Genomic DNA, 23,303 nt, shown 5'->3' with positions numbered 1-23,303 from the left:
GTTTAAATTCCCTGATGATTTTTTCATTGGGGAATTTTTTTTGAGTGGTTAGGAACTGGAAAAGCCAGATCTTATTTTAGCTACAAAAACCATATATGAAAAAATACATGCTGCAATTAACGATGCTGTCCATTTTGTTCAGCGGAGTTTCCATTGCCCAAGAAACTTCCCTGGTTCCCCAAAAAAAATGGCCTGAGCAGGAAAAAGATTCAAAATTTTATACCATTTCTGGTGAACGCCACGGACAATCCTTTTTTATTAAGCATGAGTTTCCTGAAGTCCAATATCAACCCGGAGAAAATTTAACTTTTGATATCTATCACACTCCGGATGTCATGTATCATTGGTATAGGTTGTGGGCCGAAAAATATCCTGATATCACAGAACTTTATGAAGTGGCGCGATCATTTGAAGGGAGACCCATTCTACAAATGACCATAACGAATAAAAAGACAGGTAAACATACCAACAAACCGGCAGCATATTTTGAAGGTGGAAGACATGGGGGTGAAGTCACTGCAAGTGAAGCTGTGTTTTGGTTAACTCAACATCTGCTCGAAAATTATGGTAAAGATCCACAAATCACCCATTTGATTGATTCCAAAACTGTTTATGTACGACCTCAGAACAATCCTGATGGGACTACTATGTATTTGTTTTCTGAGCAGAGTAATCGGAGTACTATCCGTCCGCATGATGTTGACAGGGATGGTTTGTTCGATGAAGATCCAGGAGAAGATCTCAATAGAGACAGGATAATTCATATGATGCGAAAAAAAGCGGAGACAGCGGAAGAAAAAGAAAATGCCAATTATATCATAGACCCCAAGGATCCAAAAGGTAGATTGATGAAGCGTGTGTTGGATGGAAAAGGGGATTATTTAATGTATTCTGAAGGGATAGACAATGATGGTGACGGTAAATATAATGAGGATGGAATCGGTGGGCTTGACCTGCATCGCAACTATCCCGAAAACTGGCGACCTGACATTGGAGGTGATGCTACAGGTCGTGGTTACACCCAATTTGGTGCAGGGGAGTATCCATTAAGTGAAATAGAAACTAGGTCTACGGTTCTTTGGCTGCTTTCACACCCCAACATTTCTGTTGTCAATTCTTTGGATACCAGAGTTCCGATGCACCTTCGGCCACCTTCCACTTCATCCAGCGAAGAGTCCATGTTTTTGAAGGACAGGTTGATTTATGAATATTATGACAGTTTGGGAATGACCATCACAGGATACCCTTGGGCAGGCGATGTTTACGAAACGTACAGTACCAGAGGAAAAGTGGACAGATTGACCGGAGATCCTTTGAAGCCCAATCCGCTTTTCGGCCATGGACCTGATTTTGGGTACTTCTATTATGGTGCAGTTTGGTACGGTGATGAATTATGGAACAACGGGGCCATGAAAGACTACGACGGGGATGGTGTCCGTGACGATTATGATGGTTTGAGGTGGGATGATGAGGAAAATCAATCCAAAGGATTTAAAATATGGGAGAAGTTCGATCATCCTCAATTAGGGGAGGTCGAAATTGGTGGATTTCATCCCAAGTTCTTTTCGCAAAATGGGCCTCCTTGGCAGTTGGAAGGATGGATTAAAAAGCAATCTTTATTTAATCTTGCCATGGCTTTGGACCTTCCTCAGATTGAGATCAAGGATGTTAAGGTTACCAAATCAGGGAATGAACATATTGTAAAAGTAACTTGGACCAATTCAGGTAAACTACCTGTTGCTCTTGATCAGGCTAAAAGAGTTAAAATTGTTCAGGAAGATAGATTGATGCTTGAATTTGACAAGGAATTGACAAAAGGTCATGAAAATGCACTTGTTCAGATAACTACGCCGGAACTATATAATAAAACAATCTTTGCGGGTTATACAGAACCCGGAGAAACAAAGCAGGCGGAATTCAGAGTTAAAGTCTCCCAAAAGGAACCCGTTAAGGCAAAGCTGAAAATATTGTCTACACGGGGCGGATATTTGGAAAGAGAAATAATATTGGATTGACCGTTTGTCGGATTTCCGTGAAATAAAACAATTTGAATTGTACGGAATTCTGAAGAACCGGGAATTTGCGATTGTACTCTACAACCCGAAGGGCTAAATGCTATTCGGGTTGTTTCATAAATGGGTATCATTGAATTCAAATAAATAATGGGAAGGCGTATTGAAGATTTTATGTGGCAATAATTTTCAATACATCCTCTTGTTTGTATTTTGGAGTGCCTCCTTTTTGGGTTGCCACAAAAGCACCTAAAGCACAGGCAAATTCCAGAATTTCAACGGGAGATTTACCTTCAAGATAAGATTGGACAAACCCACCCAAAAAAGCATCACCCGAACCCACTGTGTCTTCAACCTTTACCTTGTATCCGGGATGAGTGATAGTTTTTCCATTTTGATATATCATTGCCCCCTTTGACCCCAATGTTATGCAGACCATTTTTACCGGGAAATGGGTGGTGAGTAGGAGGCAAACCTTTTCTACTTCCGGTTTTATTCCAAAATAATCAGCCACAATTTCAAGTTCATCTTCATTGATCTTTAGAATATCTGTAAATCCGAGTATGATTTCAATTTTCTCGAAATCAAAAAATGGAGCTCTGAGATTAATATCAAAAATTTTGAGGGTAGGTAGATGGAGCAGTTGATACAAAGTCTGCCAACTGACATTATTCCTGACTGCCAAGCTCCCGAAAATAAAAGCATCCGAATTCCTGACAGCAGCTTTATTTTCTTCATCTAAGGCTATGAAATCCCAAGCAACAGGTGAGACGATGGTATATCTGATGTTTTCAGGATCTTCATTATGAACGGTAACAATTCCTGTCTGATGTTCGGCATCGTCCTGGATCAATCTGGCAGACAATCCATATCCTTCAATGAATTCCATCAGTTTTTTTCCATGTTCGTCCAAACCCACTCTTGAAATCATCTGGGAGTTTAATCCCAGTTGCTTTAAGTGAAGTGCGACATTCATTGGTGCACCTCCAGGGATTTCTTTGTCCGGAAAACAATCCCATAATGTTTCGCCGAAACAGATTACTTTTTTAAGCATGACTTTTTTGTAACTCTTTTTGTATTTCTTCCAATGATTTACCTTTCGTTTCCGGCATCCTGAATGCTACCCAAATCAATTGCAATACCATCATCAGGGCAAAGAATGCAAAAATACTTCCCGCACCAAATGTGTTTGCGAAGAAAGGGAATAAATTGGCTATCAATGCGGCAAGAATCCAGTGTGTGAAAGATCCCAATGATTGCCCAAACGCCCTAAGTTCATTAGGAAAAATTTCAGCAATAAACACCCAAATCACAGAACCTTGTCCTATGGCGTGCGAAGCAATAAATACAAAAACAAAGTAGGGTAGGAGGTCACTGCTGACGGCACCTCCAAAATAACTGTATGCCATCAAGGAAAGCGAAATGATGTAACCAACAGACCCGATATACATCAGTTTTTTCCTCCCTATTCTATCTATCAAATAAAGTCCAAGCATTGTCGCCACCAAGTTGATGACACCAATACCTATAGTAGACAGCAGGGCATCTTCTGTAGCTATACCTGCGGATTCAAAAATCCTTGGGGCAAAGTAAATGATGGCATTGATTCCTGACATTTGGTTGAAGAAGGCCATCAGAAAAGCAAAGAAAGAAATCTTCCTGAATTTTGGATTGAAAAGTGTTGTTGCAAATACTTTACCTTTTATTTCTTTGCTTTCGGCAATTGCCAGTACCATTGCTTCATCCACTCCTTCCGGATCGGTTTTGGTCAATATTTCTCTTGCCAAATCAAAATCCTGTTTTTTGGCAATCAGCCATCTAGGACTTTTTGGGACTTTCACAATAAGAATACTGTATAGCAATGCAGGTATGGCTTCTACCCCAAGCATCCATCTCCAGGCTTCATTCAAATTTGCTGTGCCGATCAAATAATTTGAAAAATAGGCCATTAGAATACCGAATACAATGTTGAATTGGTAAAGGGCGACTAATTGCCCCCTACGTTTTGCAGGGGCTATTTCTGAAATATACATAGGTGCCACTACTGAGGAAGCACCGACACCCAACCCCCCGATGAATCTGAATATCATGAAAGAATTCACATCACCTGCCAAAGCAGAACCTATAGCGGATATCAAATAAAGGAGACCTATCCAAAGTAGGGAGTTTTTTCTACCGAATTTATCCGCGGGAATTCCTCCGAAAAGTGCGCCGATTACTGTTCCATATAGAGCCATCGCCACTGCAAGACCATGACTCCAGTCGTCCAAGCCCCAAAGATTTTGGATATCCCTTTCGGCACCGGAAATGACAGCAGTATCAAACCCAAACAAAAAACCACCCAATGCAGCGGTTATAGAAAGGAATAGGACATAATTTTTACTCTGCATGAAAATAGGTTTAATGGGTTGAATCTTAAAAATAGCTATAAGAATGGGATTTAAAAATCCGTTTTCTGTATTTTCTTATGGATTTCAGGGATCATCATCAAAGCAGCAGAGCCATACCATTCTTTCAATTCCATCCTGAGTACCCCTGCAATTACAGCAGGGTCTGTATTGGTCAGTTTTTCCGCTTCTTCCTTTGAATCTACGTCAAAGACAAATATTCCGCGCATGGCATCATTCCCAAAAAAAGGTCCGGCCAAAATCAGTTTTTCCATTTCTGCCAGTTTAGTGATATTTGCCATATGTCCTTTTTGGATCTCTGCCCGCTCCTCGGTACTATATTCGGATACACGGTCACCGGCAAAAAGAAAAGCAATTACAAACTTCCGCATCCCATAGTCATCAGCTTTGAGCTTTTCAGCAAGTGATTGATCAAATTGGGTATCCTGAGCTATCAATAGGAAAGGGAATAGGAATATGATTGCGAAAATGATGAGGAAAATTTTCATTTGGTTATTGGATAATGAGTGAAACGGAATCGGATTTGGTCCTTACTTTTAGCCAGTCTCCAAACCTTTGTTTTTCTTGATTGGTCGGTATATTCCTGAATTTGGCAATAGCGAGGGTTAGGGTATCCTGTCTATTCTCTTTAAGGTTGGCTACTATGGCCCGGTTAAGGGTGAAATTTTCAAGATTAGGATAATGGATTATAGCTTCATTGGCAAGATCGGTAACCTGACTACTGCTTCTACTATATTCTGATAGTTCTCTTTCAAGTAAATTGATTTTTTGGTCTTTGTCCTTAATTAGGGCTTCGTTGCGTTCATACAGATCTTTTAGGATATCTGAACGTAACAGGTTCATATCCGTACCTGAATCACCGCTTTGTTTGAGAATCAAATGCGTGTTGCTCAGATTTAATGCACTCAGTCTTTTATTCAGTTGGACTATTTCGGCATCATTGATTCTTTCGCCTATCAGGCTTACTTCTATGACGCTGCTGTCAGCATGATAAATCAAATTGCTGCTGATAATTTGGGTTCGGGGAAGATCAAATTCAGCGGAAATAAACTGGTTGGCACTTTTTTCCCAAAATGTCCTCTTTACAATGATATAAGCCAGGTAAACACTTGGAATAATCGTAAGAAGGGTGAAAATAGTGATGTAGGTACGCACAGTCTTTTCTCTTTTTCTGTCAAGAAATTCCTTTTTTGGAAATTTCATAAAGCGGACAATCAGGTAAGTCGAAAGACTGATGAATACCGAATTGATAAAAAAGAGATAGAAAGCACCGAAAAAATAATAAACATTTCCGGTGGCCAAACCATATCCGGCAGTACACAAAGGAGGCATCAGTGCTGTTGCAATCGCCACTCCGGGGATAGCATTGCTTTTCTCTTTCCTTGATCCCGCCACGATACCGGCCAGACCCCCGAACAATGCAATCAATACATCCCAAATGGTAGGTTCGGTTCTCGCCAGCAATTCCGATTGGGCATCATTAAGCGGGGTGAAGGAGAAGTAAATAGTACTGGTGATAATACTGATCAAAATAGCAATTCCAAGATTTTGCATGGACTTTTTCAGGAGTTCAAAATCATTGATTCCCGCGGCCATTCCGATTCCCATGATCGGACCCATCAAGGGAGATATCAACATGGCACCAATGATAACAGCGGTGGAATTTACGTTCAGTCCTACCGATGCCACAAAGATGGCGAAGATCAGAATCCAAAGATTGGCCCCCTTGAATTCCACATTCTTTTTAATATAGTCAATAGTTTCAAGTTCATCCTCTTTGCCTTCATGTAGGTCAAAGCGGTCTTTAAAAAAAATCAACAGCTTTAATATTTTATTCCTTAGACCGATAGGTTTGTTGTTTCCTTCCATTTGGACTGTAATTGAATTAATCAGCAATCTAGATAAATTCATCCATCTGATGAATTCAAGAATGCCGGATTTTGAAAAAAATATCTTTTGGCTTAAAACATGATAGAAAGTAAACCCCTACACGAGTTTCTGCCTGTTATACCAATGACTCTTTTGAAATCTAAAAATCAATTGAGATAGGTTTATTTAACCAACTGATTTATAATAAATTGAATTTCATTTAGGCTTGTCTAAAAATGGCGTACCTAAATAATTTAGATAAGACTAAAAAGCTTATCTCACAAAAAAAGCTACTTCAATTTGGATATGTTGTTATATTTGTAAACAACATTGGTGATTGGCTTGAAATCTATTTCTGCATGATAATTGAAGAAGTCGGTTTTAGCAAATCGTATTAGGGAGCTTTATTATTTTTGACACATGGCAAAATTGATCAACAAATTGGTTTTTGTAGACGATGACAAAATTCAGCATATGATCAACCGCAAAAATCTTTTGCGCATCAAACCGGACATTGAACTGTTTTTCTTTGAAAATCCTTATAGTGCATTTGAATGGCTCAAATCAAATGAAGCAGATTTGCTTATTTTGGATGTCAATATGCCTGAAATGCAAGGCTGGGATTTTCTTGTTGAACTACAAAATATCGGAAAAGACATTGAGGTGAAAATGCTGACTTCGTCCATGGATCCCATGGATGTGATTATCAGCAAAAAATACAGTCAGGTTTCTGGATTTTTAGTAAAACCACTCAATACAGAAGTGCTCACAGAGATTTTAGGACTTGCCGATTAATAATAATAATTTTATTTAGTAATTCGAATATATAGTTCTTATGGCGGAAAATATAGAATTCAATAAACCTGTTCTTTCCAAAAAACTGGATAATTTTTTTACCGGAATGTCTGATGCATTTAGATTTGTCAGCAGGTTTTTTAAGGAAGTTTGGTTTCCACCTTATGAATTCAAAGAGATTTTAAGGCAATGTTATGAGATTGGATACCGTTCCCTCCCCTTGATTTCACTGACAGGGTTTATTATAGGTATTGTATTCACTAATCAGTCCCGTCCTTCTTTAGCAGAATTTGGGGCATCATCTTGGTTGCCATCTCTTATATCCATCGCTGTGGTGAGGGCTTTAGGCCCTTTGGTGACAGCCTTGATTGCCTCTGGAAAAGTAGGCTCAAGTATTGGTGCGGAGTTAGGTTCCATGAATGTGACCGAGCAGATTGATGCAATGGAGGTTTCAGCGATCAATCCTTTCAAATATTTGGTGATAACCAGGACCCTTGCAGCTACATTTATGATACCTGTATTGGTGATGTACACTGATTTTGTTGCCTTGATAGGATCTTTTCTAAGTGTCAATGTCAATGAGTTGGTGAGTATGTCGACATTCTTTGTACAAGTGTTTGAAGCAATTTCCTTTTTGGATATTTTCTCATCAGTCATCAAGTCCTTGATTTTTGGCTTTACCATTGGTATTGTAGGTTGTTATAAGGGATACAATTCTTCAAGAGGAACAGAAGGTGTTGGCCAGGCAGCTAATGCTGCGGTGGTGATGTCCATGTTTTTGATATTTATTGAAGAGCTTTTGATTATGCAAATTGTAAATGCCATTCGTTATGCATAATGAACAGGAAATTGTCGTTGAGATAAGAGACCTTGTGAAGTCTTTTGGTGACAATCATGTCCTCAGGGGTGTCGATTTGGATCTTTATAAAGGAGAAAATCTGGTTGTCTTGGGTAAATCAGGAAGTGGAAAGTCCGTCCTTATCAAGTTGATGGTCGGTCTGCTAAAGCAAGATGAAGGAACCATAAAAATATTTGGAATTGATACTGTCAGGTTGAAGTTGAAGGAATTGAACAAATTGAGATTGAGAATAGGTTTTTCTTTTCAAGCTTCAGCGCTTTATGATAGTATGACAGTCAGGGAAAATCTTGAATTCCCTTTGGTGAGAAACGTTAAAAACCTTACCAGAAAGGAAATCGACAGGAGAGTAGAGGAATTGCTCGATGCTGTTGCATTGCCCAAAACTGTTAATCAAATGCCTTCTGAACTATCAGGCGGACAAAAGAAAAGAATAGGGATTGCCAGAACATTGATCCTGAATCCTGAAATCATGCTATATGATGAGCCTACAGCAGGACTCGATCCGGTCACCTGTATAGAAATCAATAATCTGATCAATGAGGTACGGGAAAGGTTCAAGACTTCTTCCATTGTTATTACCCATGATTTGACCTGCGCGAAGCAAACAGGGGATCGAATGGCTGTTTTGATTGAGGGGCAATTTAATTCAGTCGGGACTTTTGAGAAAGTTTTCGAGGAAGCTACCGATAAACAAGTGAAATCATTTTATGACTATAATTTTATCAGATAATGAGAAATGATAATAAAAAATCCGTAATCGTGGGCATTTTTGTCCTTATCGGAATAATCATCTTCATAGCGGGTGTACTCACTATGGGCGGTCAACAGAAAAAATTTGTAAAAAGCATCAGACTCAAAGCAGTTTTTGATGATGTTGCAGGCCTGCAGACAGGAAACAATGTTTGGTTTTCAGGAGTGAAAATCGGTACCGTAAGAAAAATCAACTTCTATGGTGATTTTCAAGTAGAGATTGAAATGAATGTGGAAAACAAAGTCCAGGATTATATCCGAAAGGATTCGAGGGCTACAATCAGTTCAGATGGATTGATTGGTAATAAGATTATTGTAATCTACGGAGGTACCACTCAGGCTCCACGCATTGAAGACGGTGACAGGCTTATTGCAGTTATGCCTTTGGATACCGACAATATGATGGCCACTCTTCAGGAGAATAACAAGAATCTCGTCACCATAACTGAAAACCTCAAAGTATTGACCACAAAAATTGCCGAAGGGCAAGGTATTGTAGGTGCAGTTATGACTGATAGTCTTTTGGAACAGAATTTTAAGAATATTTTGGAAGCACTTGACCGGACTGCTACGAGAAGCAGTATAGTCGTGAATGATATTGGGAAAATCACTGCAAACCTTTACAAAGAAGGAACTTTGATTTATGATTTGACAAATGACAAAGAATCGTATAATAATTTAAAATCAGCAGTGGTCAATTTTCAGGAATCCTCAGAAAATGCCAAGAAAATTACAGAGAATCTAAATTCCTTCACAGAAAAACTGAATTCTGAAGAAAGTGCTGCAGGTGTTTTGTTGACAGATGAGCAATTTGCTAAGGACCTCAAAAGCGTGATGGCTAATACGGATAGTGCGACTTATAATCTGAATAGGGGATTAGAGGCTTTGGAATATACCTGGCCATTTAGAAAGGGTTTCAAGAGAAAAGCTAAAGCGGATGCCAAAGACCAATAAATGGTAAATTTATCCCATAATAAAAAAACCTTTGATGTATCATCAAAGGTTTTTTTATTGAAAGTCACATCATCAATCTTCTGATTTGCCGTTTTCTACTTTTCTCTCGGCTGTTTTGTGATCACTCTTGTCGGCTTCAAGATTTTCATTGTTATTATCCGGCTTCAGGGAAAACTTGGCACTTATCGGAAAATGATCTGAGCCTATACTTTGATGTACTTTAAGGTTGTCAAGCGTAAAATGTTTGCTGACAAATATATGGTCCAGGGGCCACCTGAGAAAAAAGTACTTTGCATGAAAAGTACTGAACATACCCCTTCCTCTCCTAGGGTCCAATAAACCGCTGATTTTCAAGAACAATTCACTGGTGTAGGACCAGCCAACATCATTGAGATCACCTATAACCAAAGTTGGCCTGTCGTAACCTTTTACTTTTTTTCCTACCATCAATATTTCCGCATCCCTTTCTGTGCTTTTTGGATTTTCATTTGGCACAGGGGGTGTTGGATGAATGGCAAAGATCTTCACCTTATCCCCGCTTTCCAATTCTATCAAAGCTTCAATGGATGGAATTTCCGGATCAATAAGGTGGTTCACTTTATGTTTTATAATTCGAAGTTTGGAGTAGAATAACATACCATAAGTATTATCCTGTGGTATTTCAACAAAGTCAGTATAGCTGTTTTTTAATTCATTCATTGAATAAGTCCAATCCTGATCAGTTTCAACCAACAATACAATATCAGGATTTCCCTTTTTCCTGACTTCGACACTGGGACACCCAAAATCAAAAACCGAACATTTTTGCCAGTTTTTTCTGACTTTCGTTCAAAAACAGGGTCTTCCTTAGCTTTTTCCCGGTTGATTTGAGTTGGATTTCGACTGTATAAATACCTTTTGCTATTTCGATTGCTTTCTGTGGAGAAAGCTTGATTCCTTTTTCATTTAATTGTCTTTCCAACTCTTTGTAGACCTTGTAAGCTACGAATGCTATGCTGATATGGGCTTCTATTCTCCTTTGTTTATAATGGTAAACCGGCCTTACCTTAATTTCATTTTTGGTTATTCTGAAGGCCTTTTCTATTTTCCATAGGTTGTTGTAATTCTCGATTACCTGTTCTTTATCAAGCTTTGTATTAGTGATGTAACCCTTAAGACCGTCCCATTGTCCATCCTGTTCAAACTTGTCCATATCCAGGGCAATCTTTATCTCACCTTCCATTTTAAGGTATTTGTTATAGCCTCTGTTGTTGATATGGGTTTTGTTGAGTTTTCCTTTCTTTAGCTGTTTTTCGAGCTTCTTGAGTCCCTTTTCCCTGTTGATTCTATCCTTTCCGGCCCGCCTTTCCGAGTAGCTCACAACCATTCTAAGACTCTCTTCCCAGTCCATCGAAACACTCTCTCCGTTTTCCAGCCGGAGTGCCAATACTTTTTCTTTTTGATTGTTGCCTGAAGACTTAAGCCGTGCCCCAAGAATGAATTCATATCCGTTATCGAGTAATTCTTTGATATTGCTTTTGGAAAGCAAACCTGAATCAGCCACAACTATCGGGGCGGGCAGACTGTACTTTTTTCTAAATGTCTCTATTACCGGAATCATGGTATGCCCTTCAAACTTATTGCCCTCAAAAATCTCGTATGCCAGGGGATAGCCTTCAAGGCCCACCAGCAAACCCAAAACTATCTGGGGATTCTGATGCTTCCCTTCCTTGGAAAAGCCGGTCTTCCGCAGATCATCCTCCTGATCTACTTCAAAATAAAGTGTGGTGCAATCGTAAAAAACAATATTGATACTGCCTCCCAGAATTTTCTTGGTGTGCCCAAAACTGATCAGCTGTATTATCTCTTTGTAGTTGTTGTAAAGCTTGTCCATATACCTGTACAGGTCCTGAACCTGAAACTCAAGGCCATGATAGGTCTGAAGGTAATCACAGGTCTTCAGTTTACTGGCGGGAAAACATATTCTGGAATAGACAAGCCATTTAAAAATATCATCTTGGATTACATTGAATCCGATATCATTGAATACGTTGTCCAAGAGGAGTTCTGTACCTGAAACAGTAATGTTTTCAACACTTTCTAGGACAGATTCTGCAACCTGCTCTTCATTGTTAAAGGGGATATCAAGAATGCCTTTATAGTTCCTGATCCATTCTTCTCCCAAAGAAACAAGCTCTTCCACTTCTGCATTGTCGGAGCTGCTACCTATGGTTTTGGCAACCTTATACCTTCCCTTTATCTTATCAATTACCTGAACACTGATCTTGCCACTTTTATTGGGCTTCTTGCGGACAAACATGTCTAAAAGTACTCAAAAAACCTCCGGGACACCCAAATCGAAAATCAAAAAATTATAAAACATTATTTATCAGTACTTTATACTAATATGGGACTGACGACTGTCGAAGTCAGGTGTAGGACCAGCCAACATCATTGAGATCACCTATAACCAAAGTTGGCCTGTCGTAACCTTTTACTTTTTTTCCTACCATCAATATTTCCGCATCCCTTTCTGTGCTTTTTGGATTTTCATTTGGCACAGGGGGTGTTGGATGAATGGCAAAGATCTTCACCTTATCCCCGCTTTCCAATTCTATCAAAGCTTCAATGGATGGAATTTCCGGATCAATAAGGTGGTTCACTTTATGTTTTATAATTCGAAGTTTGGAGTAGAATAACATACCATAAGTATTATCCTGTGGTATTTCAACAAAGTCAGTATAGCTGTTTTTTAATTCATTCATTGAATAAGTCCAATCCTGATCAGTTTCAACCAACAATACAATATCAGGATTTCCCTTTTTTATCAATTCAATGGTTTTTTTATATCTCTTGTTATACTGATAAACATTCATGACCATTACAGACACGGTAGGGAAATTTGCGTCAGGAGGAGTATTTTCTACCATTTTATCAGAAAACAATGTAAATGGATAGATCTGATACATTTGGAAAACTGACATCATCAACAAACCCCCAAAAAGTATGTAATCCATTGTGCAAAAGGAAGAAAATCCCATGATTAACCAAAAAACCAAGCCGATAATACAAAGAACCAGTTTTTGGAATCTTGGATAATCAAATATCCTGAAGATCCAATAATCCTTTTTGATAACAGGCATCAAACCTGCTATCAAAATCAAAATACTGAAAATCTCAATTACTATTTTCATAAAAAGCCCAAGGATAAATATAGATAATCCTAGATGAAAACCGGAATTCTGATAAAGAAACCAGCAAAATAAGGTAAATTGAGAATCAATTGAGATTGAATGTAGTTATATAAATGAATTCATTTTTAATATAACCAAATAATTAAAGACCATGAAGATACTTCCCGACCAAACTAAAAAAATGCTCAAGACCAGTAAAGGTACTTTCAATTATTGGAGTTTATCAGCTTTAATGGATGCAGGTTATAGTGTCGATACGCTGCCATTTTCTATCAGGATTCTTTTAGAAAATGCGCTCAGGAATTTCGATGATTTTGGAATTACCAAAGAACATATTGAAACTTTAGCCAATTGGACTCCTGAGCCTTCTGACAGAGATATTCCTTTCAAACCTGCAAGAGTCTTGATGCAGGATTTTACAGGTGTGCCTGCAGTGGTGGATATTGCCTCACTCCGGGCCGAAGCAACGAGGAAAGGTAAAGATCCCCAAAAAATCAATCCTTTGATACCGGTTGATTTGGTCATTGACCATTCCGTACAGGTGGATTATTTTGGAACCAATTATTCATTCCAAAAAAATGTGGAGGTCGAATATGAAAGAAATGGTGAGCGGTATCAATTTTTGAAATGGGCTCAAAAGGCCTTTGATAATTTCTCAGTTGTACCTCCTGGGATGGGGATCTGTCATCAGGTGAATCTGGAATACCTTGCCCAAGGTGTTATCGCAAGAGATGGAAATGTTTTTCCCGATACCTTGGTCGGCACTGACTCCCATACTCCAATGGTCAATGGAATCGGCGTAGTAGCTTGGGGAGTAGGAGGGATTGAAGCAGAAGCGGCCATTTTAGGACAGCCTATTTACTTTATTATGCCCGAAGTTGTGGGATTGAAGCTTACAGGGAAACTCCCCTTGGGAACTACCGCCACTGATATGGTACTGACCATAACTGAACTGCTTAGGAGGCATGGTGTAGTTGGCAAATTTGTGGAAGTTTTTGGTTCGGGATTGGATAACCTTACCGTTCCTGATAGGGCTACAATTTCCAATATGTCACCGGAATTTGGTTGTACCGTCACCTATTTCCCCATTGATGACCGGACTTTGGACTATATGAAAAAAACCAACCGGGCAGCTGATCAAATTCAATTGGTTGAAGATTATTGTAAAGCTAATATGTTATGGCGGCAGGGCGAGGATAAAATCAAATACAGTTCAATTGTTGAATTGGATCTCTCCTCTGTCGAACCTACTGTTTCCGGACCGAAAAGACCGCAGGATAAAATCTTGGTCAGGGAGTTTAAAGCCAAGTTCGGTGAATTATTGGAAAAAGTACATGGGCGGGAATATATCCCCATAGACAAAAGACAAGAGAGTAGGTGGTATGGCGAAGGCGGAAGTCAACCGTCCGAACCAAAAGGTGACTCCCCCGCAGAGGTGGAATATGAAACCAAAGTGAAAAATGGTCTCAAAACGGTAGTAGTCAAATTGAACAATGAAAAATTTGCGCTTCATGACGGTTCTATAGTCATAGCAGCTATTACCTCCTGTACCAATACCTCAAACCCCTCCGTGATGATTGGAGCTGGACTTGTAGCCCGTAAAGCGAGGGAAAGAGGTCTTGATACCAAGCCTTGGGTAAAAACATCATTGGCACCAGGTTCAAAGGTTGTGACAGATTATCTGGAAAAAGCAGGTCTATTGGATGATCTGGAAAGTTTGAAATTTCATGTGGTAGGTTATGGATGTACTTCCTGTATTGGAAATTCCGGACCACTTCCAAGGCATATCGCAAAGGCTGTTGAAGAAAATGATCTTGTGGTCAGTTCAGTATTGTCCGGAAACAGAAACTTTGAGGCCCGGGTACATCCACAGGTGAAGATGAATTATCTAATGTCTCCCATGTTGGTTGTGGCTTATGCGATTGCCGGCAGGGTGGATGTTGACCTGATCAATGAACCTTTGGGATTTGATCCAAATCTGGAACCGGTATATCTTAAAGATTTATGGCCGAGCAATGATGAGATTTTTGAGGTGATGAGCAGGGTACTTTCTCCTGCTGATTTTGAAAAAAGTTATGGGGAAATTTTTGAGGGAAATAATATTTGGAAACAATTGGAAGTGCCCAAAGACAAAGTTTACCAATGGTCTGAAGAAAGTACCTACATCAAAGAAGCTCCGTTTTTTAATGGAATTTCAGAATCCATAGAGGAACCGAAGGATATCATCGGTGCAAGGGTTTTGTTGAAATTGGGTGATTCCATTACTACGGATCACATTTCTCCCGCAGGATCTTTTTCCGAATCTTCCCCCGCAGGTCAATACCTGATGGCCAAAGGAGTGGAAAAGAAGGATTTCAATTCCTATGGTTCCAGGCGAGGTAATGATGAAGTCATGGTCAGAGGTACCTTTGCCAATGTCCGTATCAAAAACCAATTGGCAGAAAAAGAAGGCGGATTTACCAAGCATATTCCTTCAGGGGAGGAAATGACAGTATTTGATGCATCCCATAAGTACCGATCCGAAAATACTCCTTTGATAGTATTGGCAGGAAAGGAATACGGAAGTGGGTCTTCCAGGGATTGGGCAGCTAAAGGAACAAACCTCTTGGGAATCAAGGCCGTATTGGCAGAAAGCTATGAAAGGATCCATAGAAGTAATTTGGTTGGGATGGGTGTTTTGCCTTTACAGTACAAACAAGGTGAGTCAGCTGAATATCTTGGCTTAACTGGTCGTGAACAATTCAGTATCCAAGGTATAGGAAATGGATTGTCACCCCTTAAATCACTTCAGGTTCAAGCTGAAAAAGAAGATGGAACCATCAAGGAATTCGAGGTGATCTGTCGCTTGGATTCGGAAATCGAGATTGAATATTATAAGAATGGAGGAATCCTGCACTACGTACTGCGGGATTTCCTAAAAAAGTAATCCATACCTCTCTAAAGGTTTTATTTACTTGGAGGCAATTATCTGAATGAAGGGCTCTTTGTTTGAGCCCTTTTTTTTTCGAGTTTTAAATACATTTCGAATATCTTTATTAAATAAAATTCCAATCAATGAAAGCAGTAGTCAGATATAACTATGGTAATCCGGATAATATCCTGATAGAGGAAATGCCTAAACCCAAACCGAAGCCAAAAGAAGTATTGATCAAAGTAAAAGCGACTACTGTTAATCGCACTGATTGTGGGGTAATTTCGGGTGAACCCTATATTTTCCGGTTTTTTGTAGGTTGGCCAAAACCGAGAACTCCAATCCTGGGGACTGATTTTGCGGGAGTGGTGGAGGAAGTAGGCAGCCAAGTAAGTGGATTTAAAGTCGGAGACAAAGTCTGGGGTTTTAATGATAATGGTATTCCTTCTCAAGCTGAGTATATAGTTTATAAGGAGGATGGGAATATTTTAAAAATCCCTGATGGCTTCGGATTTGCCGAGGCTGTTGCTTCCGCTGAGGCAGCCCATTATGCCATAAATTTTCTAAAATATCTGAAGTTAAATAATGATGCCAAAGTCTTGGTCAATGGGGCCACAGGAGGAATTGGTTCAGCTACGGTTCAGATCCTATTATCCAAAGGACTGGAAGTAGTGGCCACTGCCAATACCAAAAACTTGGATTTGATAAAGGGCTTGGGAGTAACTAGGGTGATTGATTACGAAAATGAGGACTTTACAAAACTGAACGAAAAATTCGATGTGGTTTTTGATTCTGTCGGGAAAAGTTCATTTGGGCAATGCAAAGGTATTTTAAAGGAACATGGCAAATACCTCTCATCCGAATTGGGTCCGGGCAGTGAAAATCTTTACCTACCATTGGCGACTAAAATCAAAGGAGGGAAAAGAGTAATTTTTCCTTTGCCCACTGATATTAAAGGAAGTATGACAATCATAAAGGAATTGATGGAAAAGGGTAAGTTCAGACCCGTAATCGACCGGAGTTATCCCATGGAAAAAGCCGCCGAAGCATACCGCTACGTAGCCTCAGGTCAAAAAACAGGAAATGTGATTTTGGATATAGAAGGTGGGAAGGAAATGTTTTATTTATTGCCTTAAAAATCAGATCACCACAAAACTAAATCACCTAATGTGAATATCCGCCTATTTGCAAGTTGCAGAAGTTTTCTGTATAAATGGCTAGAAGACCGAAGACGGAAGACGGAAGTAAACTGAAAATTAGGGTTAGACAAATTATCCATTGGGTTTTCAGATTTACTTGTATCATTGCGGATATTCATATCACCTAATATCCCTTTGTGTCTTTGTTTTCTTTGTGTGAATTAAATTTCACTTAATTTCCCTAAAAAACTCCTCCAAATCCAATTCAAAAACAGGAATGGCTGATGATTTGGCAATATCTCCGGAGGTCATTAGTCGGGAAGCTTCATATTTGCCAACCTTCAAAGTGTAAATCAAAAGTGTCTGTCCCTCAGGATCCAAAAGCCAATACTCTTTGACCCCAGACTCCTCATAGACTTCATATTTATGCTGTAATTCAAGTTGCTTATTGCCTGGTGAAAGGACTTCAACGACCAAGTCAGGTGCACCGATGCAGCCACGTTCATCCAACTTTTCCGGATCGCAAATTACACAAATGTCCGGTTGGACTACAGTATGTACTTTATCATCTTTTTTTGATGAAACTGGAAGTCGAACATCAAATGGTGCAATATAAGCTTCACATTTTTTGCCTTTTAAAAATAAGTTCAGTTCGGTATGTAGGTTTCCAGCCAATTTCTGATGGATTCTCCTTGGGGCTGCTGCGGCTTTCCGAAAAACCTTTCCCTTGATCAATTCCACCATTTCTTCCATTTCCCAGGTCAGGTAATCCGCATAGGTATGGCGACCAGAGGTAATGTCAGGTTCTTTGAGCAATGATTTTTCTTCCGGGGTTTCCATGTTTGAATTTAATCATTCTTTCAAATAACTGAAAATAAACTCACTATAAAGCTGTTTGACTTTTCGAAGACATTCCAAACTGAACTCACCTAAAATCTCCCGATCTGAATTTTCAGCTATCAACCTTGCTTCCTCCCTCAAAAACTCATTTTGCAATTGCTTGGCCATAGTCCAAAATTCTGCCTTCCTTTTTTGATAATCCTGACAAATCCATTGATGGACTTTTTCAGCTTCCCACCATAGGGATGAATCGGATGATGAACTTGGCTGCTGAAAATCCTTTAAGGCGTCAGTCCCAAAAAAGAAGGGAACAAAGACGGACAAACAAGGCATAGAAGTTCCTGTCAACCAAACCGTAGATATGCCATTGCTTCTGATTTCAGTTACCATACTTCCTGTAGTTTGACTTGGATTGGTTAGTCCCGTGGCATGCATGCAAAGTGATGCTGTTGTGGCTTTTTTAGGTTGAAACTCCGGGTCAGGTAGGTTATGGGTTTGAAGGATTTGGATTGCTTTTTCCACGGTCAAATTCCCACTTGCAGCTTCCATTAGGCTTCTGCTGCATTCCCGTCTCTGCGATGCTCTGCCAACTTTGGTATAAAGAAAATCCGAAAAGTACTGGGAAAAAGAAAATGGATTGGATTTGGGAAAGAGAGAAAAAGGAAAGGATCTTTTTTCATCCTGTATGTTCAAATGGGAATAATCAGTATTGATAGTTAGTCCATTGGAAATGGAAGCAAAGTTTTTAACTTTTTTGACAGCCCAGGATTTACCTGCTGTCTCGAGGATATAGGCTTCATTTTGGTCTGCAATGATAAAGCTGTTGTGGTAGTAGAAATCCTTGTTTTTGTAACCCCCACAGGCATTTTGACCATATTTCAAAAGCAAAGCAGTAATTGTTTTGACAGCTTCAGGCGCTGTACGGCACCTTTCCAAGGCAATTCTCAACAGGTCCATGCCTGTCAAACCATCATTCTTTTTGGGGATCCTGACATTGGTGAAAACAGCCTCATTCCCAATCACAAGCCCAAACTCATTGATGCCCATCTCCGCACCCCACATTTGGAATGGCTTGGAGAGGATGACTTCAAAAGTTTCTTCCACTTGTGGGATACTGATAAAAGTGCATTGAACTGTTTTGCCTTTACCCCAATTTATCCTTGGGATATTAATGATTGCCTGCGCCTCATCAGGTTCCCTATCCGAATTTTTTGCAAAAATCAGGTTTCCGGTTTTAGTGAAATCAGGAAGGGATACCAGCGTGTCGCACATAGGGGAGAGGGTTGGAGTGGCTTAAAGTTACTGGATTTTAAAATTGAAAAATTGAAAGATTGAAAAATTGTAAAATTGGGTTGAGGATAACCTCAAATCCCTTCTTCCCAAACTAAAATCTTCCCAAGCTATCGGGACTAAGATCTAATCTAAAATCTAAAATCTAAAATCTCAAAATTCCATACTCCAAATCCCCCCTTTTTCTGCTTCTTCGATTTCAAGTAATTTTCCGTCCCTAATGAAAAAAGGTTGTCCATCAGTACCCAAGTCCCAAAGTTTACCTCTGAGGAATACATTGGCCCCTATTTTTGCTCCTGAAATTCCAATTCTTCCCGGAAGCGCATATTTTTCCCAAGCTTGTCTTTCATTGAGAACTCCGATATCATTTAAATCAACATCAATAGGGGCAGGTGCCCCGTTATATCCTGCCCAAGAAACATCCATAGCACCATCAATCGCACAATAGGAATTGACCAATACCACTTCAACTCCCTGAATGGCCTGATAGGATTCGGGATACCAGGAATCAGCGCAGACCAATACACCGATCTTTCCGAAAGGCAGATCAAAAGTTGGAATGTCGGAAGTGGGCGAGGCGGTTACAAATGGGTGTTCGGATTCTATAGGAAATGCTTTTCGGATGGATTGGGTAAAAAGGTTTCCTTCTGGATCAAAAATAAAGGAAGTATTGTAAATAGGAGCTTCAATATCCACTTCCAAAATCCCATTCTTTACTTCCGGACCAGGCAATAGAATGGATCCTGCCGCAATGTAAACCTGATATTCTTCAGCAAGTTTTTTGAAAACATGTTGGTAAATATGAGCCATTTTTTCGGCCTTCATTCTGAAAAGTGCCGCGGCAATTCTGTCTGATTCTATATCCGATTTGCCATAAAATTTTGAAAACTGGATTGGATTACTCAAGACCAATTGTGCCATGGCCCAAGTAAGGTTTCCCGCATCGGCTACTGATTTTTTTTCTCCAGCAATGACCAACCATGTTCCCAGGTATTCTGGAAGCAGGACCATTGTGTTTTCCCTGAAAAAACCCTGATCGTTTGCTGTTTTGAAATAGGAATCCAATTTGTCTTGGAATTGTTGCTGTGTCAGATAATCTGTTTCCAACATATAAGGCTGAATTCCAACGATATTCCTGTCATGTGTTGAGCTATCGCCATTTTCATAGCTTAATTGGGAAACAGTAGAAATCTCCGAGATTACAGTTGGTAATTCAGAACTGAAACTCCAATTAGCCCAAATCACCCAAATCAAAATAACCACCAGAAATCCAAAACCGATTTTTTTCATTATGTTTTTTACTGAATCTTTCAACTATTCTAATTTGCAAACCTTCCTACTATCAACTCCTAAATCCCAAATCTCAAAATCCCATGTCGTCAGGATTACCCCACAATCATTCATTTTATAGGCAAATCTTCAATCTTCAATCTACAATCTAAGATCTAAGATCTAAAATCTCCCCCGCAGCCCTTTCCCCCGCCCTGACAGCGCCTTCAATATAGCCAAACCAAGCATCAGATGCCTCAGTTCCTGCCCAAAATATCCGATCTTCAGGTTTGGAATAGGCATTTTGGAATGCGGTCCATCCACCAACAGGATAAAGCCCCGCATAACATCCCCGGCTCCAAATTTCATCCGTCATGGTAAAATCATGGTAAGCGGTCGGATTTTTGGCTTCCTCACCAAAATAGTCCACCAACTTCTGCAACATGGCCTGTTTTCGTTGTTCAAGTGATTTTTTGAAAAAATCCTCAGCCCTGTCTGCGATTGTAAAACCAAGGATTACACCGTATTCGCCGTTTTTTGGTGAGGAATCGAAAAGAGTCTGAAATGGGGATTGCTCATCTGCCAAAGCCTGACCGCTGAATTTACTATCCCGCCAAAATGGCTTATCATAGACCATGAAACATTTACCTACTTTACCCATGCTTATCCGGTTGATTAACTGGGATTTTTGAGAAGTCAACTCAGGTGAAAATTTGATCTCGGCAGCAAGGGGTGGTGGAATGGCTATGATTACATTTTTTGCTTCAAATTCAAATCCATCACCTGCAACTCCCACGCTGTTTGTGTCCTGTTTAATGGATTCGACAGGGTGGTTAAAATGGATCTTGGATTGGAATTCTGCTGCCATCCTATCGACAAGTGTCTGCATGCCCCCAACGATTCGATGCTGTTGCGCACCATCTTTGATACTGATCAGGCCATTTAAATTATGGCCTGATTTGATATAAAACAGCGCATGAAGCAAGGAAATGGTATGGAGCCCGCAGGCAAAAACAGTCTCCAAGCCGTAGGTGATTACTTTATGGCTTGATTGGGTGATGCAGTTTTTTTTGATAAAATCAGAAAGAAGGATATTGTCGTAAGTTTCCGATTTCGGATGGGACCAAGGTTTGGAAGCAGGTATATTTTTGGCCATCCTCTCCATTTTCCGCAACAGCCAATCTAGATTGAGCAAAGAGATGATGTCGATTTTCGGGATCAAACCTCTGTACTTTTTTACTTTTTGCCCAAAGTCAAGGATATTGTAGCCCTCGTTGTAAGTCTCAAAATAATCCACTCCGTATTCTTTGCAGAGTGCATACATCCTGTCTTGGGTAGGGCCTATCCATTGTCCCCCAAAATCCAGGTATTGCCCATTTTCAAATCTTTTGGTATAAACCCGCCCGCCAAGACGTTCTCTTGCCTCAAGGACGATGAAGGATTTATTCGCTTTGTGGAGGATGCGTGCAGCGGCTACTCCTGAGAAACCTCCGCCAATGATGATGACATCCATCATAGGAAAGGTTCCTGATTAATAAAGGTTAAGAGAAAAGACAAACTATAAGGCAAAGATTTCATGGGATTGGGTTTTGGGCTGAAAAATCCCCAATAAAAACCGAATCTGCAAGAAGTCTTTGCCTTAAAGTAATGATGCATTATTTAAATTTAAAAATGGAAAGCAAAACGAATGGCCCGGAGTGGTATCATTCCTAAACTTAAATTATTGGATTGATTCACAGCTACATTGTTGTTGGAGCTTGCATCGGACTTCCAAGAATTGAAACTTAAACTTGCTCCTGTTTCAGCAGAGACAGAAAAATGCTTCGAGAAATGATATTTCATACCCAAGAATCCGATAGTGCCTATACTAATTGAATGGTCCCTATTAATGATTTCGGATGGATTTGATGGAGATGCATTTACTTTGGATAGACTACGGCTAAGCCCAAAGTTCAGGTCTGCACCATAATACCCAATGATACGCGGGTGGAATTGTTTTTGCCACTCTTTACCAACAAAGACATATAGACTTTGGTGATTTCTCCCTACTACCTGGGAACCTTGCGAATTATTTTGGGTTTCAGTAGAAGACACATTTGCACCTAATTGAGCTCCAAGCCTAAGAGCGACATTCTTTCCATTTTTGCTTATATAATGTTGGCGATAGAGTAGGCTTGAGGGGTAATTTCCTTGGATAATTGGCGCAATATCCAAAGAGAATTCATGTTTCGTTTCTGCATAATCAAAGATCTTATCTTCCGATGTCTCTTGAGAGAATGTACTAAAGTGAATCCCAGTTATCAGTAATGTAATCAAAAAGCCAATTTTCATATTTTTTGGTTTATGGTTAATCTTTAAAACCATTACGGAAGATGTGAAAAATCAGCTAAACGTTAATTAGTTTATTTTCTAAATAATTAATAGTCAATAGTTTTAATTTTGGCCAGTAAGAAAGTTTCTGAACTCTTCCGTATCGAAATTACTCATACCTTCCTGATAAAAAATGATCTCTCCATCTGGACTGACGACCAAGGTTGTTGGGATAGATTGACTTTGGAGTGAATTATTCAGTCCATAAGTGGCGTGTACCACCGGGAAAGTAAAGCCTTTGCCATCGATGTACTTTTTGCTCTTTTCAAAATCTTTATCCAAAGCAATCATTAGAAATTCCAGATTTTCAGTGTCTTTTACTTTCTTGTACATTTCGGAAATGTGGGGCATTTCGGCACGACAGGGAGGGCACCAAGTGGCCCAAAGGTTAATAAAAACTGTTTTTCCCTTAAAGTCTTTCAAGTCCACCATATTTCCCTGCATATCCACAAATCTTCCCTTATAATCAAAGTCCTTATTTTCCTTGTCCACCAATGTGATTTTAGGCTTTTTGATTCCTGTGGCCAAAAGCAAAGATTGTACACCTCCCATAATCGGTGTCATCAATCCTGTAAAATATAAAAAGGAAAAGGCCGCAAGTATGATGCCCCAGCTTTTGATTTCCTTTTTCCAATCAAAACTCATCAGGTGTTATTTAAAGTTG

General features: G+C 39.6%; 19 protein-coding genes and 1 pseudogene. 7 read left to right on the top strand and 13 right to left on the bottom strand.

The genetic code is table 11. The features are described 5' to 3' along the window. Window positions 1-95 precede the first annotated feature (95 nt). Window positions 96-2,015 (top strand): M14 family metallopeptidase, encoded by a 1,920-nt coding sequence (locus B9A52_RS23745; RefSeq protein ID WP_084123058.1) that lies wholly within the window; start codon window positions 96-98, stop codon window positions 2,013-2,015. 169 nt (window positions 2,016-2,184) lie between these two features. On the opposite strand, the gene B9A52_RS23740 is transcribed toward B9A52_RS23745, so the two are convergent. The 4 genes from B9A52_RS23740 to B9A52_RS23725 are packed head-to-tail and all read right to left on the bottom strand — an operon-like array spanning window position 2,185 to window position 6,289. Continuing rightward, entirely contained in the window at window positions 2,185-3,066 is an 882-nt protein-coding gene (locus B9A52_RS23740) for a carbohydrate kinase family protein (RefSeq protein WP_084123057.1), read from the bottom strand. Further along, on the bottom strand, window positions 3,059-4,402 hold the full coding sequence (locus tag B9A52_RS23735; RefSeq protein WP_084123056.1) for a sugar porter family MFS transporter: 1,344 nt from the start codon (window positions 4,400-4,402) through the stop codon (window positions 3,059-3,061). Before B9A52_RS23735 ends, B9A52_RS23740 begins: the two co-directional genes overlap by 8 nt. Before the next feature lie 50 nt (window positions 4,403-4,452). Then, the gene (locus tag B9A52_RS23730) at window positions 4,453-4,908 is read right to left on the bottom strand and encodes a YciI family protein (protein WP_084123055.1); all 456 of its coding nucleotides are present in this window, start codon (window positions 4,906-4,908) and stop codon (window positions 4,453-4,455) included. A 4-nt stretch (window positions 4,909-4,912) separates the two neighbouring features. Beyond that, entirely contained in the window at window positions 4,913-6,289 is a 1,377-nt protein-coding gene (locus tag B9A52_RS23725; RefSeq protein WP_084123669.1) for a TIGR00341 family protein, read from the bottom strand. 420 nt (window positions 6,290-6,709) lie between these two features. Here B9A52_RS23725 and B9A52_RS23720 point away from each other — a divergent pair, with 420 nt between their 5' ends. From B9A52_RS23720 to B9A52_RS23705, 4 genes are read left to right on the top strand one after another with little or no spacing between them, the layout of a single operon-like run. After that, complete coding sequence (locus B9A52_RS23720) at window positions 6,710-7,084, top strand: response regulator (RefSeq protein ID WP_084123054.1); 375 nt, start codon at window positions 6,710-6,712, stop codon at window positions 7,082-7,084. A 40-nt stretch (window positions 7,085-7,124) separates the two neighbouring features. Beyond that, window positions 7,125-7,922, top strand: a complete 798-nt coding sequence (locus B9A52_RS23715) for an MlaE family ABC transporter permease (protein WP_084123053.1) — start codon at window positions 7,125-7,127, stop codon at window positions 7,920-7,922. Next, entirely contained in the window at window positions 7,915-8,673 is a 759-nt protein-coding gene (locus B9A52_RS23710) for an ABC transporter ATP-binding protein (protein ID WP_084123052.1), read from the top strand. Before B9A52_RS23715 ends, B9A52_RS23710 begins: the two co-directional genes overlap by 8 nt. Continuing rightward, window positions 8,673-9,647: an MlaD family protein gene (locus B9A52_RS23705; protein WP_084123051.1), complete on the top strand. Its 975-nt coding sequence runs from the start codon at window positions 8,673-8,675 to the stop codon at window positions 9,645-9,647. The genes B9A52_RS23710 and B9A52_RS23705 overlap by 1 nt, the downstream gene beginning before the upstream one ends. Window positions 9,648-9,719: 72 nt before the next feature. Here the strand turns inward: B9A52_RS23705 and B9A52_RS23700 are convergent. The 3 genes and pseudogenes from B9A52_RS23700 to B9A52_RS23690 form a co-directional block, all read right to left on the bottom strand. After that, window positions 9,720-10,394: pseudogene (locus B9A52_RS23700) on the bottom strand (endonuclease/exonuclease/phosphatase family protein); the annotation flags it as partial. 40 nt (window positions 10,395-10,434) lie between these two features. Continuing rightward, a complete protein-coding gene (locus B9A52_RS23695) occupies window positions 10,435-11,946 on the bottom strand; it encodes an IS1634 family transposase (RefSeq protein ID WP_084119653.1) in 1,512 nt (503 codons plus the stop codon). A gap of 109 nt (window positions 11,947-12,055) precedes the next feature. Next, window positions 12,056-12,820: an endonuclease/exonuclease/phosphatase family protein gene (locus B9A52_RS23690; RefSeq protein ID WP_084123049.1), complete on the bottom strand. Its 765-nt coding sequence runs from the start codon at window positions 12,818-12,820 to the stop codon at window positions 12,056-12,058. A 151-nt stretch (window positions 12,821-12,971) separates the two neighbouring features. On the opposite strand from B9A52_RS23690, the gene acnA reads away from it, so the two are divergent. Then, the gene (gene acnA / locus B9A52_RS23685; protein ID WP_084123048.1) at window positions 12,972-15,746 is read left to right on the top strand and encodes an aconitate hydratase AcnA; all 2,775 of its coding nucleotides are present in this window, start codon (window positions 12,972-12,974) and stop codon (window positions 15,744-15,746) included. A 128-nt stretch (window positions 15,747-15,874) separates the two neighbouring features. Next, on the top strand, window positions 15,875-16,867 hold the full coding sequence (locus B9A52_RS23680) for an NAD(P)-dependent alcohol dehydrogenase (protein ID WP_172805274.1): 993 nt from the start codon (window positions 15,875-15,877) through the stop codon (window positions 16,865-16,867). 231 nt (window positions 16,868-17,098) lie between these two features. On the opposite strand, the gene B9A52_RS23675 is transcribed toward B9A52_RS23680, so the two are convergent. The 6 genes from B9A52_RS23675 to B9A52_RS23650 all read right to left on the bottom strand — a co-directional run bounded on the left by B9A52_RS23675 (window position 17,099) and on the right by B9A52_RS23650 (window position 23,284). Further along, complete coding sequence (locus B9A52_RS23675; RefSeq protein WP_084123047.1) at window positions 17,099-17,710, bottom strand: Uma2 family endonuclease; 612 nt, start codon at window positions 17,708-17,710, stop codon at window positions 17,099-17,101. Between the two features lie 12 nt (window positions 17,711-17,722). After that, window positions 17,723-18,982, bottom strand: a complete 1,260-nt coding sequence (locus B9A52_RS23670) for a C69 family dipeptidase (RefSeq protein WP_084123046.1) — start codon at window positions 18,980-18,982, stop codon at window positions 17,723-17,725. A 171-nt stretch (window positions 18,983-19,153) separates the two neighbouring features. After that, window positions 19,154-20,290 (bottom strand): carbon-nitrogen hydrolase family protein, encoded by a 1,137-nt coding sequence (locus B9A52_RS23665; protein ID WP_084123045.1) that lies wholly within the window; start codon window positions 20,288-20,290, stop codon window positions 19,154-19,156. 148 nt (window positions 20,291-20,438) lie between these two features. Further along, on the bottom strand, window positions 20,439-21,785 hold the full coding sequence (locus B9A52_RS23660; protein WP_084123044.1) for a flavin monoamine oxidase family protein: 1,347 nt from the start codon (window positions 21,783-21,785) through the stop codon (window positions 20,439-20,441). 149 nt (window positions 21,786-21,934) lie between these two features. Further along, window positions 21,935-22,600 carry a hypothetical protein gene (locus B9A52_RS23655; protein ID WP_157370280.1) on the bottom strand — a complete coding sequence of 222 codons (666 nt, stop codon included), beginning with the start codon at window positions 22,598-22,600 and terminating at the stop codon, window positions 21,935-21,937. Between the two features lie 102 nt (window positions 22,601-22,702). Then, the gene (locus tag B9A52_RS23650) at window positions 22,703-23,284 is read right to left on the bottom strand and encodes a TlpA family protein disulfide reductase (protein WP_084123042.1); all 582 of its coding nucleotides are present in this window, start codon (window positions 23,282-23,284) and stop codon (window positions 22,703-22,705) included. Between the last annotated feature and the right edge of the window lie 19 nt (window positions 23,285-23,303).

The organism is Aquiflexum balticum DSM 16537, assembly GCF_900176595.1.
Lineage (GTDB): Bacteria > Bacteroidota > Bacteroidia > Cytophagales > Cyclobacteriaceae > Aquiflexum > Aquiflexum balticum.
This window is presented reverse-complemented; position numbering and strand designations above follow the sequence as displayed.

What these genes read in the sequence shown, in the direction of transcription:
- B9A52_RS23745 (WP_084123058.1), top strand. Translation starts at nt 96, where the DNA reads ATGAAAAAATACATGCTGCAATTAACGATGCTGTCCATTTTGTTCAGC.
- B9A52_RS23740 (WP_084123057.1), bottom strand. Translation starts at nt 3,066, where the DNA reads ATGCTTAAAAAAGTAATCTGTTTCGGCGAAACATTATGGGATTGTTTT.
- B9A52_RS23735 (WP_084123056.1), bottom strand. Translation starts at nt 4,402, where the DNA reads ATGCAGAGTAAAAATTATGTCCTATTCCTTTCTATAACCGCTGCATTG.
- B9A52_RS23730 (WP_084123055.1), bottom strand. Translation starts at nt 4,908, where the DNA reads ATGAAAATTTTCCTCATCATTTTCGCAATCATATTCCTATTCCCTTTC.
- B9A52_RS23725 (WP_084123669.1), bottom strand. Translation starts at nt 6,289, where the DNA reads ATGGAAGGAAACAACAAACCTATCGGTCTAAGGAATAAAATATTAAAG.
- B9A52_RS23720 (WP_084123054.1), top strand. Translation starts at nt 6,710, where the DNA reads ATGGCAAAATTGATCAACAAATTGGTTTTTGTAGACGATGACAAAATT.
- B9A52_RS23715 (WP_084123053.1), top strand. Translation starts at nt 7,125, where the DNA reads ATGGCGGAAAATATAGAATTCAATAAACCTGTTCTTTCCAAAAAACTG.
- B9A52_RS23710 (WP_084123052.1), top strand. Translation starts at nt 7,915, where the DNA reads ATGCATAATGAACAGGAAATTGTCGTTGAGATAAGAGACCTTGTGAAG.
- B9A52_RS23705 (WP_084123051.1), top strand. Translation starts at nt 8,673, where the DNA reads ATGAGAAATGATAATAAAAAATCCGTAATCGTGGGCATTTTTGTCCTT.
- B9A52_RS23695 (WP_084119653.1), bottom strand. Translation starts at nt 11,946, where the DNA reads ATGTTTGTCCGCAAGAAGCCCAATAAAAGTGGCAAGATCAGTGTTCAG.
- B9A52_RS23690 (WP_084123049.1), bottom strand. Translation starts at nt 12,820, where the DNA reads ATGAAAATAGTAATTGAGATTTTCAGTATTTTGATTTTGATAGCAGGT.
- acnA (WP_084123048.1), top strand. Translation starts at nt 12,972, where the DNA reads ATGAAGATACTTCCCGACCAAACTAAAAAAATGCTCAAGACCAGTAAA.
- B9A52_RS23680 (WP_172805274.1), top strand. Translation starts at nt 15,875, where the DNA reads ATGAAAGCAGTAGTCAGATATAACTATGGTAATCCGGATAATATCCTG.
- B9A52_RS23675 (WP_084123047.1), bottom strand. Translation starts at nt 17,710, where the DNA reads ATGGAAACCCCGGAAGAAAAATCATTGCTCAAAGAACCTGACATTACC.
- B9A52_RS23670 (WP_084123046.1), bottom strand. Translation starts at nt 18,982, where the DNA reads ATGTGCGACACGCTGGTATCCCTTCCTGATTTCACTAAAACCGGAAAC.
- B9A52_RS23665 (WP_084123045.1), bottom strand. Translation starts at nt 20,290, where the DNA reads ATGAAAAAAATCGGTTTTGGATTTCTGGTGGTTATTTTGATTTGGGTG.
- B9A52_RS23660 (WP_084123044.1), bottom strand. Translation starts at nt 21,785, where the DNA reads ATGATGGATGTCATCATCATTGGCGGAGGTTTCTCAGGAGTAGCCGCT.
- B9A52_RS23655 (WP_157370280.1), bottom strand. Translation starts at nt 22,600, where the DNA reads ATGAAAATTGGCTTTTTGATTACATTACTGATAACTGGGATTCACTTT.
- B9A52_RS23650 (WP_084123042.1), bottom strand. Translation starts at nt 23,284, where the DNA reads ATGAGTTTTGATTGGAAAAAGGAAATCAAAAGCTGGGGCATCATACTT.